Below are 18551 nucleotides of genomic sequence, written 5' to 3'. Positions count from 1 at the left end.
CTACACCTTCTTCCTTAAACAAGCAATATAAAAGCCATCCGTTGCAAAATAATGCGGCAAAATTTGTACTTGACCTTCATCAATATACGGAGTTAATTTTTCTGGCATACGCTCTTTTAGCGTAGTATCCCATTCAAATTCAGGATGTTCTTGTAAAAACTTCTCTATTACTTGTTCATTTTCTATTTTCTCAATTGTACACGTACTATAAACAAGACGACCGCCTTGCTTTAATAATGGTGCTATTTTTTCTAGTATTGCAATTTGAATCGTCGATAATCTTTCACTATCGCCTTTATCTTTTCCTAACTTAATATCAGGTTTACGTCTAATTACACCAAATCCAGAACACGGTGCATCTACCAATATTTTATCAAACGTTTCATTTGCAAAGTGCTCTTGCACTTTTCTAGCATCTAGCGCTTTAGTTTCGACATTTTCTAGACCCAGTCGCTCTGCTTGCTGTTTAATTAAACGTACTTTGTGTGCATGTAAATCAAGGGACATGACCTTACCAGTGCCCTTTAATCGTTCGGCGATATGCGTTGTTTTTCCGCCTGGAGCAGCACAACTATCAAGAACTGCATCTCCCGTATTCGGTTCTAAAGCACGTGCTACAAGCATAGAACTTTCATCTTGAATAGAAAGAAATCCTTTTTTAAATGCTTCTGTATGTGCTACATTACCTCTTTCAATCTGAATTGCATCATCTGACAAGTCACCACGTTTTGCTTCTATACCTTCACTTGCCAACAACTCAATCGCTTCTTCTACCGTTACCTTATCAACATTCACACGTGCTGTTGGTACAGGTGGTAACATGTTTACTTCGCACATTTTTTCTGCAGTTTCTAAACCATATTCTGAAGTCCACTCTTGGACAAGCCAAACTGGATGACTTGTTGTAATTGCAAGACGTTCTACTGGATCCTTGATTTCATCTACAGAAGGTACACCTTCTCTCTGAATCGAACGTAATACACCGTTCACCATACCAGCAATCCCCTTATGCCCGCGACGCTTTGCAATCTCAACCGCTTCATGAATAGCCGCTCTTTCTGGCACTCGGTCTAAATAAATCATTTGATATAAAGATAAGCGAAGCAATACTCTTACCCACGCCTCAACCTTCTTTTTTAAAAAAGGCTGTAAATAATAATCTAATGTGTCACGACGTTGAATCGTTCCATATACAATTTCAGTTAATAAACCAATATCTTTTCTATCAATTGTACTCTTTTCAATTAGATTATTTAAAAGTAAGTTACTGTATGCACCACTTTTTTCTACTTGAATTAAACCATCAAGAGCTAATTCACGAACATTTTGTCTCATGCATTTTCTCCTAACTTCGTTCCAATTTCAGGTTTTGTTCCACGTAAAAATTGTGAACAACTCATACGCTTTTTACCAGAAGGTTGCAATTCGGTAATTTTAACACCTGTTTCATTACCTGTTGCTACAACAAAACCATCTTCTTCGATTACAACAATCGTACCTGCTTCAGCTGATTTCGTTACAGGTACTTTTTCTCCCCACCATACTTTAACAACTTGTCCTGCTAAAGTTGTATAAGCAACTGGCCATGGATTCAATCCGCGAATGTGATTGTATACTTCTTCACCTGTTTTTGTCCAATCAATTTTCTCTTGCTCACGTTTTATATTGTACGCAAACGTTACTTCTTCTTCGTTTTGTTTAATCGGTTCTAACTTACCTTGAATTAATAAAGGCACTGTTTTAGATAGAAGGTGTGCTCCTGCTTCACTTAATTTATCAAATAATGAGCCTGTCGTTTCACGCTCTTCAATTTCCACTTCCACTTGCGTTAAGATATCACCAGCATCCAATTTTTCTACCATATACATAATTGTAATACCTGTTTTTTCTTTACCTTCCATAATTGCATAATGAATTGGTGCACCACCACGAAGTTCAGGAAGTAAAGAAGCGTGGACATTAATACATCCATACTTCGGTGCTTCTAAAATTTCATTTGGTACAATCTGACCAAATGCAGCTGTTACAATTAAATCTGGCTCTAACGCCAATACTTTTTCATATTCATCTTTTTCACGAATTTTTAACGGCTGTAACACAGGGATACCATGTTTTTCCGCTTCAACTTTAACAGGTGTAGGGGTTAATACTTTTTTTCTACCTACTGGACGATCAGGTTGCGTCACAACACCTACTACCTCATAGCCATCTTCAATAAGACGACGAAGCACCGGCACTGAAAAGTCCGGTGTTCCCATAAACACTACTTTTATCATTTAAAAACCGCTCCTTTTAACACCTATTCTAGTTCGTTTTCTTCATAATATCTTGTCACTTTCGATGTAAATAAAACACCGTGTAAATGATCGATTTCATGTTGAATTGCACGCGCTAAAAATCCTTCCGCTTCTAATAAGAATACTTTCCCACGGCGATTTTGCGCTCTTACTTTAATATAATCGGCACGTTCTACTTCACCATAAAGTCCCGGGAAGCTTAAACAGCCTTCGGGACCTACTTGTTCACCACGTTTTTCTAATATTGATGGATTGATTAACTCGATTTTCCCAGTATCATCATCGACATCAACAATCGCTACTTGCAAGCTTACACCTACTTGAGGCGCAGCTAAACCGACTCCGTCCGCAATTAACATTGTTTCATGCATATCTTTCAACAATTTCACTAACTTTTTATCAAAGTTAATTACTCTTTCGCATGGTGTTTCTAACACTTCATTTGGATGCTTTACTATTTCTAAAACTGCCATATTTCCCTCCGCTACATTAACATTGTTGGATTAAAATCAATTGAGATTTGTAGCTCTTTTTGCATTTCTGCTTGATAATGTTCATTTACCATTTTGAGCACGTTCTTTAAGTTTGGTTCCCGTTTGTATTTTATCATGCATTGATAACGATATCTATCTTTTATCCTTGGAATTGCTGAAGCAACTGGTCCTAGCACCATTGTTTGCTGTGAGCAATGCGTTCGTAAATACGAGGCAATTTTTTCCGTCACTTGTACCGCTTTTAATAATTCAGGATGAGATACAGTTACGAGTACAACATAGTAATATGGGGGATATTGTCTTGTTCGTCTCATTTGCATTTCTTGATCAAAAAACACATCATATTGTTGGTTCTTCGCTAACTCTATACTGTAATGTTCTGGCGTATACGTTTGAATCACAACTTCCCCTGGCAATTCATGTCTACCCGCTCGTCCACTTACTTGAGTCAATAACTGGTATGTCTTTTCACTCGCCCGAAAATCAGGTAAGTGAAGCATCGTATCTGCAGTTAAAACCCCAACGAGCGTTACTTTCGGAAAATCTAATCCTTTAGCAATCATTTGTGTTCCGAGTAATATATCTGCTTTTTCTTCCCCGAACGCCTTTAATAATTTTTCATGCATTCCTTTTCGACTTGTCGTATCTACATCCATTCGAATGACTCGTGCCTCTGGAAATAGTTTTGTAATTTCTTCTTCTACCTTTTGTGTACCTGTACCAAAGAAACGAATGTATGTACTTTGACAAGCTGGACACTCAGTTGGCATATTCTCTTCGTAACTACAGTAATGACATTTTAAACGATGATTCATTTTATGATATGTCAATGAAATATCACAATGCGGACATTGGACAACATATCCACAATCACGGCACATTACAAATGTTGAATGACCTCTTCTATTTAAAAAGAGTACCATTTGTTCTTTCTTTTCTAATCGATCTGCTATTTTTTCATGCAGCGCCTTAGAAAACATTGATCGATTCCCGTCACGAAGTTCTTCTCGCATGTCAACAATCTCTACCGTTGGTAAAGCTTGTTCATTCATACGTTTTTCCATTGTTAATAGTTCATAAACACCCTTTTTCGCCCTTGCAAACGATTCAAGTGTTGGTGTCGCACTACCGAGAACGATAGGACATTTATGATATTGCCCTCTCCAGACAGCTACATCTCTTGCATGATACCTCGGATTATCTTCTTGTTTGTAGCTTGATTCATGCTCTTCATCAATAATAATAATCCCTAAATTCTCAAAAGGCGCAAAAACAGCTGAACGCGCACCAACTACAACTTTCACTTCTTTTCTTAAAATCTTACGCCACTCGTCATACTTTTCTCCAACAGACAACGCACTATGAAGAACTGCAACTTGCGAGCCAAACCTACCTTTAAAACGATCCACCATTTGGGGCGTTAGTGCAATTTCAGGAACAAGAACGATAGCTTCTTTTCCTTTCTCTAGCACTGCTGCTATAGATTGTAAATATACTTCTGTCTTTCCACTTCCTGTAACACCATATAGTAAAAATGGATTATAAGTTTCATTTGTAATTGATGATAAAATCGGTGTAATAACTTGTTTTTGTTCCTCCGTAAGTGGAAATGGTTTCGTTTGTTCAAAATCATCATCGTCATACGGATTTCGGTATACTTCCACATACTTTTCTGAAATGAATCCCTTTTTAACAAGTGCTTTTATTGGAGCATCTGTTATTTGTAACTCTTCTGTAATTACTTTCAACGGTGCACTTTTATAATTTTCCACAAAATAATAAAGTACATCTTGTTGTTTTTTACTTTTTAGTTCAAATGCTGCTAATTCTAATTTATCTTCTGGCAACTCCGGTTGTACGACTCTTTGCTTCTTCTTTTGTACCTTATCTTTCACTTGATAAACGACTTCAACCGTACCATTTTTAATTTCTTGTTGAATAGTCCGGTATAAATGTGGCTGTTGCTCGATTACTTCAAAATCAATTGCTTCTTTATCCTGAAATAAATATAGTATTTCAGGTGCTAGTTCTGCCTGTTTACAAAGTTGTAGACGTTTTTTATATGTTGCTTTTATCGCAGTTGGAAGCATCACTTGAAAAGCTGAAATCATGTAGCATAACGTTTCACTTGTAAGCCAATATCCAAGCTTTAATAATTCATCATTTAAAACCGGTGTTACATCTAATATTTCATGGATTGTCTTTAACTTCTTACTTTCTACATCCACCGAATCTTTAATCCCAATAATAAAACCTTGCAATTTCCTTGGCCCAAACGGAACTACTACACGCATTCCTGTCTGTACAATATCTTCCCATTTTTTAGGGATAATGTAATCAAATGGTCGATCTGTCTGACGGGCAGGTACATCAACAATTACACTTGCAAATTTCATAAACGATCATCTTCTAACATCATTTCAATTTGCTTCAATATTTCACGAGCTACCTCTTTTTTCATTAAAAGTGGCAACTCAATAACTTTTCCATCTTTTCTATACATTGTTACAATATTCGTATCCGTGCCAAATCCTGCTCCTTGTGCTTTTACATCATTCGCGACAATCATATCTGCATTCTTCTCACGTAATTTTTTCGTTGCATATTCCTCTACATTTGTCGTTTCAGCAGCAAAACCGATAAGTAACTGTTTATTCTTTTTCTGACCTAACGTTTTTAAAATATCCACCGTTCTTTCGAGTTCAATGACAGCATCACCATTTTGCTTTTTCATTTTATTATCATGAACATATTTCGGCCGATAATCTGCAACTGCTGCTGTTTTAATGACAACGTCTACGTTTTGATAATGTTGAAGAACTGCTTCTAACATATCTTGTGCAGATTCCACTTGCACTGTCGTTACATGTAACGGTGGATTTAATGCTGTCGGTCCTGAAATGAGTATAACATCAGCGCCTAAATTCGCTGCCACTTCCGCAATCGCATACCCCATTTTTCCAGAAGAAAAATTCGTCATAAAGCGAACTGGATCAACCTTTTCACGTGTCGGGCCAGCAGTTATTAATATTCTTTTTCCCTGCAATGGTTTGTGTTCTGAGAAAGCTTCCTCTAAACGTGCAATAATTGCTTCAGGTTCTTCTAGTCGTCCCTTCGCTACATATCCACATGCTAAAAAGCCTTCCCCAGGCTCAATAAATGTATATCCTAGCTTTTTCAATGTCATCATATTTTTTTGAACAATTTTATTTTCATACATATGCACATTCATAGCAGGCGCAATCCATACCGGAGCTGTAGTAGCTAACAAAGTAGTTGTAATCATATCATCTGCAATACCACTAGCTAACTTTCCAATACAATTGGCAGTAGCAGGTGCGACAAGTACAACATCCGCCCAATCTGCTAAATCAATATGAGCGATAACAGCTGAGTCTTTCTCATCAAATGTATCCGTATATACATCATGGCGAGAAAGCGCTTGGAATGTAAGAGGCGTAACAAACTTCATTGCCGACTCACTCATCATTACTTTTACAATCGCGCCAGATTGTGTCAATTTACTTGTTAACGCAGCTGCTTTAAAAACCGCAATGCCTCCTGTTACACATAGAAGTATCTTTTTCCCTTTTAGCATATGACTCGTCCTCTTTCTTTTTCAAACTTATAATACTGAAATAGAATTCTCAGCTCGTCAGTACCAATATTTCATTCCTTTCGTAAAAAAATAACAACCTACTTGTAAATAGGTTGTTACCGTTACATAGAAAATTATAAAGTCTATGTTTTATTTTGTCGAAGGCAAAGGCTTATTCAGCTACTTTATCTTCACTTGGTACGTAGCTTAATGCTTCTGCATCGATTTCTTCTAATGCTTTACCTACACATTTATGAGAAACAGGTTTTTCTACAACACAGTTATTAGCAAGTTGCATTTCACGTGCGCGTTTTGCAGCTACTGTTACTAATGTGTACTTAGAATCGATTTTTTGTAGTAATGAGTCAATTGATGGATTTAACATAATTATAGACCCTCCGTCATTTCTTTATAATATTTTGCTACCCTTTCGCGGCGGCAATGTTCGCCAACCACAATGGCTTTAATTCTATCACAAGCTAATTCAACTTGATCGTTTTCTACTACATAGTCGTAAGCGTCCATCATCTCGATTTCTTCTTTCGCTACAGTTAAACGATTTTCAATAACATCTTCAGTCTCTGTACCACGTCCGACAATACGGCTCTTTAGTTCAGATAAACTTGGAGGTGCTAAGAAAATAAATACACCTTCTGGGAAAGCTTTCTTAACTTGAATTGCTCCTTGCACTTCAATTTCTAAGAATACATCTTTTCCTTCTTGTAATGTTTTTTCAACATAGTCAATCGGTGTTCCGTAATAATTACCTACGAACTCAGCCCACTCAAGTAATTTTTCATTACGAATCATTTCCTCGAATTCTTCTCTTTCTTTAAAGAAATAATCCACACCATCTACTTCACCTTCACGCGGCTTACGTGTCGTTACTGAAATAGAGTACTGAAAACGTGTATCCTCATGGCTAAACAGCTCTTTACGAACCGTCCCTTTTCCAACCCCAGAAGGCCCTGAAAGAACGATGAGCAATCCTCTTCTACTTCTCATAAATATGTAAAACCTACCCTTCCTCACTTAAATCTTCTTTATTATTCAAACGATGTGCAATCGTCTCTGGTTGAATTGGACTTAATACAACATGCCCATCATCCATAACAATAACCGCCCTTGTTTTTCTCCCATACGTAGCATCAAGCAAAGCATTATGTTCGCGTGCTTCCTGTACTGTTCGTTTAATAGGAGCTGACTCCGGACTTACAATAGCAATAATTCGATGAGCAGATACAATATTTCCGTATCCAATATTTAAAAACCGCATGGCCATAGTTTGCGCCTCCTAGTAAGTCTATCCGATTTCTCCACCACGTATAACTTTACATATTTTTTGAAAGCTACTCAATATTTTGTACTTGTTCACGAATTTTTTCAAGGTTATTTTTCATTTCTACAACATATTTTGAAATTGTTAAGTCATTTGCCTTAGAACCAATCGTATTAATTTCTCTATGCATCTCTTGCACGATGAAATCCATTTTCCTTCCAACAGGCTCTTCAATCTGCAGTGTTTCACGAAATTGCTCTAAATGACTTTGCAAACGAACTAACTCTTCATGAATATCACAACGCTCTGCAAAGATTGCGACTTCTGTTAGCAATCTTTGTTCATCTAGATCTTGATTATGTAATTCTTTTAAGCGATTTTCTAATCGTTCACGATATTTTTGTGTAACAATTGGTGCATGTGGAATAATTGCATTTACACAATTGCTAATCTCTTGTAAACGATACGCTATATCTTTATGTAATCGTTCTCCTTCGCCATCTCTCATCGTTTTCAACATATGAGCAGCTTGACGAACAGCCTCATATAAACTGTTCTCAAAATGTTCATTTACATTTTCTATTTCTTCAATTGCTGTTACTTCTGGCATTGCCATTAATTGCTGAAGTGTAATAGAATCTTGTAATTGAAATTTCCCTTTTATATCTTCCATCATCGATTGGTACTGCTCAAGAAGTGACCAATTCACACTTAATTTTCTTTCAACAAGTCCTTCACCCGCTATACTAATAGACACTTCAATGCGTCCACGTCGAACTTGCTGTGCAATTATTTTACGAATTTTGTCCTCAAATACCATCATTTGCTTAGGAAGTCGAATACTCATCTCTAAAAAACGGTGGTTCACCGATTTCATTTCTACTGTAATTTGAAAAGTATCACTTTCTACTTTCGATCTTCCAAACCCTGTCATACTAGAAATCATTTTTATCACATCCAAGCCATAAAATAACTCAATGAAAAAGGTAATAGAGACAAGGCTCTACTACCTTCTGTAAATTATATCACATTTTCATAACATTGACTATTTCAAGTTTAATCCCTTCTTATATAACATCGACTTTTTCTTCTTAGCCTTTTTCCCTGTTAATAAAGAGCCTACTAGTAAGAAAGTCGGAATTGATGACAAACCTCCAATTAATAACCAATCTCTTGCTTGTATCGGCATTGTGCTAAAGATCGGTTGTAACGGTGGATAATATATAACCACTAGCATGAGTAGTAACGAAATAATAACCGCCCCTACTAAATACACGTTCCCAAATGGATTACGGTGAAAGACAGAATGCTCACTGCGACAATCAAATACATGAATAAGCTGAGCAAGTACCAACGTCGCAAACGCTACAGTTTGTGCATATTTCAGTTCATTTGGATGTTGGTTATACGCAATAATGAACGCTACTAACGTCACTGCCCCAATTAAAAAACCTCGACTTATTATTTTCCACGCAAGCCCTCTAGCAAATACCCCTTCTTTCGGGTGGCGCGGTGTTCTCTTCATCACATCTCCTTCAGCCTTATCCAAACCTAATGCCATCGCTGGTAAACCATCAGTAACTAAGTTCACCCATAAAATTTGAATAGGAACCATCGGCAGTGGTAATGCAAGTAACATCGCAAATAACATAACTAAAATTTCTCCAACATTTGACGCCAATAAGTAGCGAATGAACTTACGTATGTTCTCATATATATTTCTTCCTTCTTTAATTGCTGATTTAATTGTAGCAAAATTATCGTCTAGTAAAACAAGTGAAGAGGCTTCTTTCGCAACATCTGTCCCTGTAATTCCCATCGCTATCCCAATATCCGCTGTTTTTATCGCTGGAGCATCGTTCACTCCATCACCTGTCATCGCTACTATATGTCCTTGATTTTGCAGTGCCTTAACAATTTTTAATTTATGTTCAGGTGATACACGAGCGAATACATACGTATCTTCTACAACATTTTCTAATTCCTCCACATCCATATTCGCGAGTTCTACGCCTTCAACAACGCGTCCATCTGGTGGTAAAACTCCTAATTGTTCAGCAATCGCCATTGCTGTCACTTTATGATCACCTGTAATCATTACTGTTCGAATACCAGCTTCTTTACACTCTTTTACCGCCTGCGCCACTTCTGGCCTTGGCGGGTCAATCATACCTTGTATCCCAACCAACATAAAATCTTTTTCAACGTCTCTTTCATGTTCAATAGAATCCGTGACTTTTAAAGGCTTAAACGCAACTGCAATTGTTCGAAGCGCTTGACTACCTAAGCTATGAATAGCCGCCTGTACTTCTTTTCTATATAGCTCACTTAACGGCTGCTGCTTATCCCCCCATAAGATTGTTTGACTCATTTGCAAAAGAACATCAGGTGCTCCTTTCGTAACAATAAACTTTTTCCCCTCTCGATCTCGTACAATAACACTCATCATTTTTCGAGTTGAATCAAAGGGAAATTCACGAATAATTTCAAATTTCCCTTTCAACGCCTCACGTGTTATCCCAGCTTTCATTGCTGCAGCTACAAGCGCTCCCTCTGTTGGATCTCCATCTAATACGTACGCCTTTTTCTTTTGAATAATATTTGCATTGTTACATAGTGAACCAAATGTAAGTAGCTGATAAAGTGATTTTGTCTTAGCTGGATTCACTTCTTTTTCACCTTTCATAAAAGAGCCATTAGGTTCATATCCTTGCCCTGTCACTTTCCACAATTCTCCGCCTGACCACATATGTGTTACCATCATTTTGTTTTGCGTCATTGTTCCCGTTTTATCAGAGCATATAACAGAAGCGCAGCCTAACGTTTCTACGGCCGGTAACTTCCTTACAATTGCTCTCTTTTTTATCATACGCTGTACACCAAGTGATAAAGCTACTGTAACAATTGCTGGCAATCCTTCTGGAATAGCCGCAACAGCTAGCGATACGCCAGCTAAAAACATATGATATACTTCATTCCCTTGATATACACCAGCCAATACAACGAGCGCTGTCAAAATAAGAGCTACAATAATTAATATTTTTCCGAGCTGTTCTAACCTTCTTTGCAGTGGCGTTTCCATTTGCTCTGCATTTTGCAACATATTTGCAATTTGCCCCATCGCTGTATTCATACCAGTTGCTACAACAACTCCTGTACCAGATCCTCGCGTAATCATTGTCCCCATAAAAGCCATATTTTTTTGATCCCCAATTGCAACATCTTGCCCTTGCAATGCTTCTACCTTCTTTTGTACAGGTACGGACTCCCCTGTCAAAGCAGACTCTTCAATATATAAACTTGATGCCTCAACAAGACGCACATCAGCCCCAATACGATCACCACTGGAAAACTTAATAATATCCCCTAAAACAAGTGCTTTAGATGGTGCTTTTACCCACTTTCCATTCCGCATTACAGTAACTTGCGGAGCGGCTAGTTCCTTTAAAGCTTCCAATGATTTTTCAGCTTTTCTTTCTTGAAAAAAGCCGAGAATACCATTGATAATAACAATGGCAACAATAGCAATAGAATCAATGTATTCACCTAAAAACGCAGAAACAATTGTTGCTCCAAACAAAACGAGTACCATGAAATCTTTAAACTGTGCTAAAAATACCATTAGTACAGAAGGCCTTTTTGCTTCTTCTAATTCATTAGTACCAAATTTCTTTACTCGCCCTTCTGCTTCTTTCTCTGTAAGTCCAACCTTTACATTCGTATTCGTTCTTTCTTCCACTTCGTGTGCTCGCATTCCATACCAGTTCATCCTGCTATCGACCTCCTGATTCCAGACATACTCTATTGAAAGCTTATTCAGCCTCGTCCAAAAAAATGCTATAATTAACATTTAGTTAGAAAGGAGTGTTCATTTATGGCATTCGATGGATTATTTACAAGAGCGATTACACATGAAATTGAAAATTCTCTTTACACAGGAAGAATTTCCAAAATATATCAACCTTCAAAATACGAGATTTTATTACATATTCGAGCGAATGGAAAGAACCAAAAACTAATTCTTTCATCTCATCCTACATATGCGCGTATGCACTTAACGAATCAAAACTACGATTCGCCAGCAATACCGCCGATGTTCTGTATGCTTCTTCGCAAACATTTAGAAGGTGGATTTATTGAAAAAATTGAACAAATCGACTTAGAACGCATTATTCAAATTACAGTTCGCAGTCGTAATGAAATCGGAGACGAATCATTAAAAACATTAGTAATTGAAATAATGGGACGACATAGTAACATTATCTTATTAGATACGAAAACAAACGTGATTTTAGATAGCTTAAAACACGTTTCATTAGCCGTAAACCGTCACCGAACTGTATATGCTGGTGCTGAGTACGTCGCGCCACCAGCCCAACATAAAATCAATCCTCTGCAAATTGAAACCGCAGATGGTTTTATTAGACCGCTAGACTTTCTATCTGGAAATATGGATAAACAACTCGTCGGTGCTTTCATGGGAATATCCCCATTATTTGCAAAAGAAATAGTAAAGAAAGCCGGTATGGTAAACGAGAAAGCATTATCAGAAGCATTTTTCTCTATACAAACACCATTACTATCTCATGCATATACACCTACAATGATTACTGCAAATGGAAAAGAATTCTTTTATCTTTTCCCTCTTACACACTTGCAAGGAGAAGAAAAAACATTCTCATCAGTGAGCGAATTGTTAGATCGTTTCTTCTTTGGCAAAGCAGAACGTGATCGTGTAAAACAACAAGCTCATGATTTAGAACGCTTTATGCAAAACGAAAAAAACAAAAACGAGAAAAAACTCATTAAACTCGAAAAAACACTGCAAGATGCCGGAAAAGCAGATAAATATCAACTATTTGGAGAGCTACTTACAGCCAATATGTACGCTTTAAAAAAGGGCGATAAAGATATTGAGGTCGTTAATTATTACGATGAGAATGGTGGAACTGTAAAAATCACATTAGATCCTTTAAAAACACCATCTGAAAATGCACAACGCTATTTCCAAAAGTATCAAAAAGCAAAAAATTCAGTTGTTGTTGTAGAAGAACAAATCGAAAAAACAAATGAAGAAATTCTTTATTTTGATAGCTTACTTCAACAAATGGAAGCTGCTTCTTCAAAAGATATTGAAGAAATTCGTGAGGAATTAGCTGAAGAAGGTTATGTGCGCAATCGTAAAACGAAAAACGCAAAGAAAAAGCCTACTAAACCAGTATTAGATAAATATGTAGCAAGTGATGGCACAGAGATTTTCGTTGGTAAAAACAATAAACAAAATGATTATTTAACAACGAAGTTTGCCCGCCGTGATGAAATTTGGTTACATACGAAAGACATACCTGGCTCTCACGTTGTCATTCGTTCTTTAGAGCCTGCTGAAGAAACTTTGCTAGAAGCTGCCAAAATTGCTGCCTATTACAGTAAAGCGAAAGAGTCTAGCTCTGTACCTGTTGATTTCACCAAAATACGCCATGTCAAAAAACCGAGTGGTGCAAAACTTGGTTTTGTTACGTACGACAATCAGCAAACCGTATATGTAACACCAGATGCTGATATTGTAATGAAATTAAAAGCGTAAATAAAAAAATGCGTTGCTTATAAGCAACGCATTTTTTATATTCATTCACACTAATTCATATACCCATTTACTAATTCATAACACCTTGCTTTTGTCATCTTATATTTCTCTTCTGAGGCTTCGATACGCCTCATCGTTCCGTTATTTGTATCAGTACCAATTGCTTTAACTTTACTTTCTTTTTCTTTAACCCACGCAATTTGTTTCGTTTTTAACGACTGGAACGCATCAGCTGACATCATACTTTTTAATGTACTGTAAATTTCATTTAGTTTATTATCCCACAGTTCATAATTTCCTTCTATTTCATTTACTATATCATTGGTTGACATAGCATTCGTATGTTTTTCTTGTTTATCTATAGCAGCTAATTCGCTTAAAACATTTGCTCTATCTATCTTTGAAGAAGATTCTTTTTGCGATTGTTTCTCGTCTTTTGAGCCTGTATACGCACTGGAATCCTTTCTCTGTACTTGTTCTGTTTCTTGAATATTTCTTTCTTTCGTTAACTTTTCATACTTATTTTCATCTACATTGTATGAAATAAGAGATGTTTTCGCATTTACAGTAATTAATCCGTTACTATCTTTGAATATATATTTCTTATCGCCACTATTTTCTTCACTTACAAATGACACATTCTTATCGTCTGGCGTTTGTAAAATTCTATTTGCTTCTTCTTTTGTAAGTTTTAAATCTTCAGGAAAAACGAATGACCATTTATCCATTAACCATTCCCCTTCTTTATACACCAAATGAAATTCCCATTCTTGGGCCGCATGACCTATTTCATCTTCTAAACTTAATGTATGTACCGTTAAATTTTCTTTATCTTGTGAAGAAGAAAATCTTATTTCAGATTGAAAATAATTTGGGAATGGTAACATATCAGTCTCTCTCGATCTATTAAAGTTATTAAGCAATTCAGGAAGCTGATTCTCTACAAACTTTTTTGAAACTAATCCCTTAACTCCTTTTTTAACTGTCTCTAAATCCCCAGGATTATTTCGGCTCCATCCATTTTCTTTTTCCATCTCACTAAACGCGTTTGCTATTCCATCTACACTCTTTCTTACAATCTTTTTTGCTTCTTTTTCTGTCACTTCTGGCGCTTCATCAAGCTGTTCAATCATTTTATTCACTTGAACTTTGTTTTCACTTGTTTCACACCCCGTTATAACAAGCATACTAGCGGCCAAACAAAATGACATTACTTTACTTAATTTCTTCATACATTCACATTCCTTAACCCAATTTTTTCGTTACATCTCTTTACCTACAAAAAAACGTAACAATCCCTTATTATACCAATTTTTTAATTTATTTATACAAAAAATATAATATTTAAATTAAAAAGATTTTGTTTGCAAGTTTACATTATTGTTCATTCACATAAAAACTTACTGTAAAAATTATATATATATTTATTTTACATCCGTCTAGTTTTTTTGACACACAGCTACCCTCTTCTCTTTTATTCTAAATAAATATATTGGCACAATTCTTGCTTTATTAATGTAAAAAGGAGGAATTAAAATGAATATAAGAATAACTAACATCCAAAAACAACTACATAATTACGGAATCGACGGGTTACTTATTACAAAGAAAGAAAACCGTCAATATGCAACAGGCTTTACAGGTAGCGCTGGCGGCGTCTTAATCTCTGCCGATCAAGCTGTTTTTATCACTGATTTCCGCTATGTAGATCAAGCGAAATCACAAATAAAAGATGCTGAAATTATTATGCATAAAGGAAATTTAGAAAAAGAAATTGCACATCAAGTATCGAAATTAAACATTCAAAAACTTGGAATTGAAGAAAACAACATGATATTGCAACAATATAAAAACTTGCAAAAATACGTACAGGCGGAAATGATTCAAGTGTGCGAAATTATCGAAAATATTCGTATCATTAAAGACACGCCTGAAATAGAAACAATGAAAATTGCAGCTAATATCGCGGACGAAGCATTTCACCACATTCTTACGTTTCTAAAACCAGGAATAAGTGAAAATGCTGTACGAGATGAATTAGAATTTTTCATGCGAAAAAAAGGGGCTACATCTTCTTCATTCCAAATCATTGTAGCCTCAGGCGTTCGTTCTTCACTTCCCCATGGAGTTGCATCAAATAAAATAATCGAACGAGGGGATATCGTTACATTAGACTTCGGTGCACTTTACGACGGATATTGTTCCGATATAACACGTACTGTAGCAATAGGGGAACCATCGGAAGAATTCAAAAAAATATACAATGTTGTACGAGAAGCGTTAAAACGTGGGACTGAAGCGATTAAGCCTGGAGAAACTGCGAAAAGTATCGATGATGTAACAAGAAAATACATTACAGATTGTGGATATGGTCAATATTTTGGACACTCTACTGGTCATGGTCTTGGGTTAGAAATACATGAACCTCTTCGCTTATCTCAAGAAAGTACGGCTACTTTAGAAGAAGGTATGGTTGTTACCGTTGAACCTGGTATTTACATTCCGAACTGGGGCGGTTGTAGAATTGAAGACGATATCGTCATTACAAAAGAAGGCTATGAAGTTATTACAAAATCAAATAGAGAACTAATTGTTATTCCTTGTTGAAATCACGACCTTTTTTAAAGGAGTTTTTCGTTGCACATAGAATTCTTTCTCTGGAGTCATCGTTTAAGAGGGGGAATTTAAATTGAATTTTGTAATTGATAAGATAGATGGGTTACAGTCTGAATTTTCAAATCTTGTTTCCATGATGAATTACGCTCGCTATACAACAATGCAAGCGGTGGAAGGTTTAACAATTGAGGAACTTGATTATTTATATGATAAGGACACAAATTCAATTGGCATGTTATTGTACCATATGGCCGCTATTGAATTTTACTACCAGATTCATACTTTTGAAGACCGTGAACCAACGGAGGCTGAATTAGAACGCTGGTTACCTGGCATTGAATTAGGCGATCTTGGACGTGAGAAAATAAAAGGAAACGCTATAGAATTTTACATCAATACATTACAAGAAGTACGTTCCAAAACAATCGAGACTTTTCAATCGTTACCTGATGAATGGTTATTTAAAACGACAGACTTTTGGTATGACAAACCAGCAAATAACTATTTTAAGTGGTTTCACGTTTTTGAAGATGAAATCAATCATCGTGGACAAATTCGTTTAATTAAAAAGATGCAAAAAGCTCATGCAGTAAAATGAGGAAATGCCACCGAATAAGGTGGCATTTTCTTTTATTCATTAACGAATAGCTTTTCGTTTACTATTTTAGTGACTACCACTACCACTACCAACATTAAAATGCATATTAAATATAGCATTTTCGCAATAAACAACCACCCTTGAAACATTACAATTCCATCTATTATCTCATTTCCTTTCCATAACAAAAACGGAATTGTGCTGATTATAATGACAAATTCGATGCTGAAAACCATTTTCTTTTTTCGACTATATGCTTTCCATTCATTCCAGCGATACATAGGAGCAAAAATCAATACGCCTATACATAATATAACTGGTACCCATTCACTGTTAAGAAATTGTCCTGAAATAACTGATAATAGTAAACAAACTAGCACACCATAATATCCTATTTTTTCTCTCATTCGTACTCCCCCATTCCCCTTCTCCTCAAATCCCATTTTTAGGATTAATTGTATTGTATCATCCATTTTTTATTCTTATCATTACAGTACATGAAATTTCACTTTTTTCTTTTTCCTATACTCACATACTTTCACCGCTTTCATACAATACACTACACGAATGCCTAAAGGATGTGAATGTTATGGGAGTTGAATTAACGCTATTACACGCTCTCTACATTATTTGTTTACTCACTATTATTACCTTTTTTATTCTCCGAAAAGATACGACTATCATTTGTATCGTTTTTATCTTTTTATTAGCATTAACTGCAACAAGTTCTATCCCTCTTGCCATTAGCGGAATTTTTCAAAGTTTCATTTACGCCATTACTGAGCTATTACCAACTATATTAATCATCTCCATTATCGTATCAATGAGCAATTTACTCGTTCATACTGGCATAAATGATACGATGATTTCACCATTTACAAAAATGATTCGTACACCTACACTCGCCTACTGGATTATCGGCCTTTTAATGATGACCATTTCTTTCTTCTTTTGGCCTTCTCCAGCTGTCGCCTTAATGGGAGCTATTTTATTACCGGTTGCTGTACGTGTCGGCCTTCCTCCAATTGGGGTTGCAATTGCTATGAACTTATTCGGTCATGGGATTGCTTTATCCGGCGACTTCGTTATACAAGGCGCACCAAAATTAACCGCAGACGCTGCTGGTCTCCCTGTTTCCAGCGTCGTATCTGCAAGTGTTCCACTCGTTATCGTTATGGGCGTTGTGACAACTTCCGTCGCTTTTTTCTTCTTACGAAAAGAGTTTCATACAGCCTTAGCTATACAAGAATCTATTCTATCAACTGAGTCTTCTAAAACGCTCACTTCATTATCTCCTCGCACAAAGAAATGGCTCGCTATTTGTATCCCTATCGTATATATCATTGATATCCTTTGCATGATTCAATTTCAACTACAAGGAAGCGACGCAACTGCACTTATCGGTGGAACAACTGTTATTATGATTATCATCATTTCTCTCATCGCCTACAAAGGTAATGGACTGAATAAAACGACCGATTATTTCATAGAAGGGCTCCAATTTGGCTTTAAAATTTTCGGACCAGTTATTCCTATCGCTGCACTCTTTTATTTAGGAGATAGTGGCTTTGTGAAAATTATCGGGGACTATTTACCGAAAGGTTCACACGGAATCATTAACGACTTAGGCATCGCTTTATCTCAAACTGTTCCTTTAAATCAATATGTATCGGCAGGGACATTAACCATCGTTGGTGTCATTACCGGCTTAGATGGATCAGGTTTTTCAGGTATATCACTTGCTGGTTCCATTGCCAATCTTTTTGGAACAGCACTTGGCCATGGAACAGCTACATTAACAGCACTCGGGCAAATTGCAGCTATATGGACCGGGGGCGGGACGTTAATTCCTTGGGCACTTATTCCTGCTGCTGCGATTTGTAAAGTCGATCCATTTGAACTTGCACGCCGAAACTTTTTACCGGTTGTTATCGGTTTAATTGTCACCACGATCGTTGCGATGTTTATCCTATAACGTAAGCAAGTGTTCTCTTGCTTACGTTTTTTGCTTGTAAAATTCATCATGAATTATCAGTTTTCAAGAGGGATTCGTTATTACTTAGCGAAATTATATTAGGAGAGTAA

16 protein-coding genes are annotated in these 18551 nt (G+C 36.4%); 4 read left to right on the top strand and 12 right to left on the bottom strand.

Annotated elements, in window-relative coordinates:
- From rsmB to ACTFRH_RS17195, 10 genes are all read right to left on the bottom strand, one after another.
- Positions 1-1335: a 16S rRNA (cytosine(967)-C(5))-methyltransferase RsmB gene (gene rsmB / locus ACTFRH_RS17240; protein WP_001249684.1), complete on the bottom strand. Its 1335-nt coding sequence runs from the start codon at positions 1333-1335 to the stop codon at positions 1-3.
- Positions 1332-2276 carry a methionyl-tRNA formyltransferase gene (fmt, locus tag ACTFRH_RS17235; RefSeq protein WP_000598808.1) on the bottom strand — a complete coding sequence of 315 codons (945 nt, stop codon included), beginning with the start codon at positions 2274-2276 and terminating at the stop codon, positions 1332-1334. Before fmt ends, rsmB begins: the two co-directional genes overlap by 4 nt.
- 23 nt (positions 2277-2299) lie before the next feature.
- Complete coding sequence (gene def, locus ACTFRH_RS17230) at positions 2300-2770, bottom strand: peptide deformylase (protein ID WP_000279463.1); 471 nt, start codon at positions 2768-2770, stop codon at positions 2300-2302.
- An 11-nt stretch (positions 2771-2781) separates the two neighbouring features.
- Positions 2782-5187, bottom strand: coding sequence for a primosomal protein N' (gene priA / locus ACTFRH_RS17225; protein ID WP_000666710.1), 2406 nt, complete (start codon positions 5185-5187; stop codon positions 2782-2784).
- Positions 5184-6389 carry a bifunctional phosphopantothenoylcysteine decarboxylase/phosphopantothenate--cysteine ligase CoaBC gene (coaBC, locus tag ACTFRH_RS17220; protein WP_000911759.1) on the bottom strand — a complete coding sequence of 402 codons (1206 nt, stop codon included), beginning with the start codon at positions 6387-6389 and terminating at the stop codon, positions 5184-5186. Before coaBC ends, priA begins: the two co-directional genes overlap by 4 nt.
- Positions 6390-6561: 172 nt before the next feature.
- Positions 6562-6774, bottom strand: a complete 213-nt coding sequence (gene rpoZ / locus ACTFRH_RS17215; protein ID WP_000933960.1) for a DNA-directed RNA polymerase subunit omega — start codon at positions 6772-6774, stop codon at positions 6562-6564.
- Positions 6775-6776: 2 nt separating this feature from the next.
- The gene (gene gmk, locus ACTFRH_RS17210; protein WP_001257741.1) at positions 6777-7394 is read right to left on the bottom strand and encodes a guanylate kinase; all 618 of its coding nucleotides are present in this window, start codon (positions 7392-7394) and stop codon (positions 6777-6779) included.
- 13 nt (positions 7395-7407) lie between these two features.
- On the bottom strand, positions 7408-7671 hold the full coding sequence (gene remA, locus ACTFRH_RS17205; RefSeq protein ID WP_001251456.1) for an extracellular matrix/biofilm regulator RemA: 264 nt from the start codon (positions 7669-7671) through the stop codon (positions 7408-7410).
- A 67-nt stretch (positions 7672-7738) separates the two neighbouring features.
- Complete coding sequence (locus tag ACTFRH_RS17200) at positions 7739-8614, bottom strand: YicC/YloC family endoribonuclease (protein WP_000625869.1); 876 nt, start codon at positions 8612-8614, stop codon at positions 7739-7741.
- Positions 8615-8713: 99 nt separating this feature from the next.
- Positions 8714-11437: a calcium-translocating P-type ATPase, SERCA-type gene (locus ACTFRH_RS17195; RefSeq protein ID WP_001104782.1), complete on the bottom strand. Its 2724-nt coding sequence runs from the start codon at positions 11435-11437 to the stop codon at positions 8714-8716.
- A gap of 105 nt (positions 11438-11542) precedes the next feature.
- Here ACTFRH_RS17195 and ACTFRH_RS17190 point away from each other — a divergent pair, with 105 nt between their 5' ends.
- Complete coding sequence (locus ACTFRH_RS17190) at positions 11543-13252, top strand: Rqc2 family fibronectin-binding protein (protein WP_000863289.1); 1710 nt, start codon at positions 11543-11545, stop codon at positions 13250-13252.
- Positions 13253-13302: 50 nt separating this feature from the next.
- Here ACTFRH_RS17190 and ACTFRH_RS17185 read toward each other — a convergent pair whose 3' ends face one another.
- Positions 13303-14484 (bottom strand): lysozyme inhibitor LprI family protein, encoded by a 1182-nt coding sequence (locus ACTFRH_RS17185; RefSeq protein ID WP_000736529.1) that lies wholly within the window; start codon positions 14482-14484, stop codon positions 13303-13305.
- A gap of 304 nt (positions 14485-14788) precedes the next feature.
- Between ACTFRH_RS17185 and ACTFRH_RS17180 the strand changes: the two genes are divergently transcribed.
- Both ACTFRH_RS17180 and ACTFRH_RS17175 read left to right on the top strand, forming a co-directional pair.
- Positions 14789-15859 (top strand): M24 family metallopeptidase, encoded by a 1071-nt coding sequence (locus ACTFRH_RS17180; protein ID WP_001026207.1) that lies wholly within the window; start codon positions 14789-14791, stop codon positions 15857-15859.
- An 82-nt stretch (positions 15860-15941) separates the two neighbouring features.
- A complete protein-coding gene (locus ACTFRH_RS17175) occupies positions 15942-16466 on the top strand; it encodes a DinB family protein (protein ID WP_001012046.1) in 525 nt (174 codons plus the stop codon).
- A 32-nt stretch (positions 16467-16498) separates the two neighbouring features.
- Here ACTFRH_RS17175 and ACTFRH_RS17170 read toward each other — a convergent pair whose 3' ends face one another.
- The gene (locus tag ACTFRH_RS17170; protein WP_163051401.1) at positions 16499-16873 is read right to left on the bottom strand and encodes a YoqO family protein; all 375 of its coding nucleotides are present in this window, start codon (positions 16871-16873) and stop codon (positions 16499-16501) included.
- Between the two features lie 182 nt (positions 16874-17055).
- Between ACTFRH_RS17170 and ACTFRH_RS17165 the strand changes: the two genes are divergently transcribed.
- On the top strand, positions 17056-18441 hold the full coding sequence (locus ACTFRH_RS17165; RefSeq protein ID WP_000537874.1) for a hypothetical protein: 1386 nt from the start codon (positions 17056-17058) through the stop codon (positions 18439-18441).
- Positions 18442-18551: the final 110 nt, after the last annotated feature.

It is taken from the genome of Bacillus cereus group sp. MYBK216-1 (genome assembly GCF_051916495.1).
GTDB lineage: Bacteria > Bacillota > Bacilli > Bacillales > Bacillaceae_G > Bacillus_A > Bacillus_A thuringiensis_K.
The sequence above is the reverse complement of the archived record's forward strand: the minus strand, read 5'-3'. Positions and strand labels throughout refer to the sequence as shown.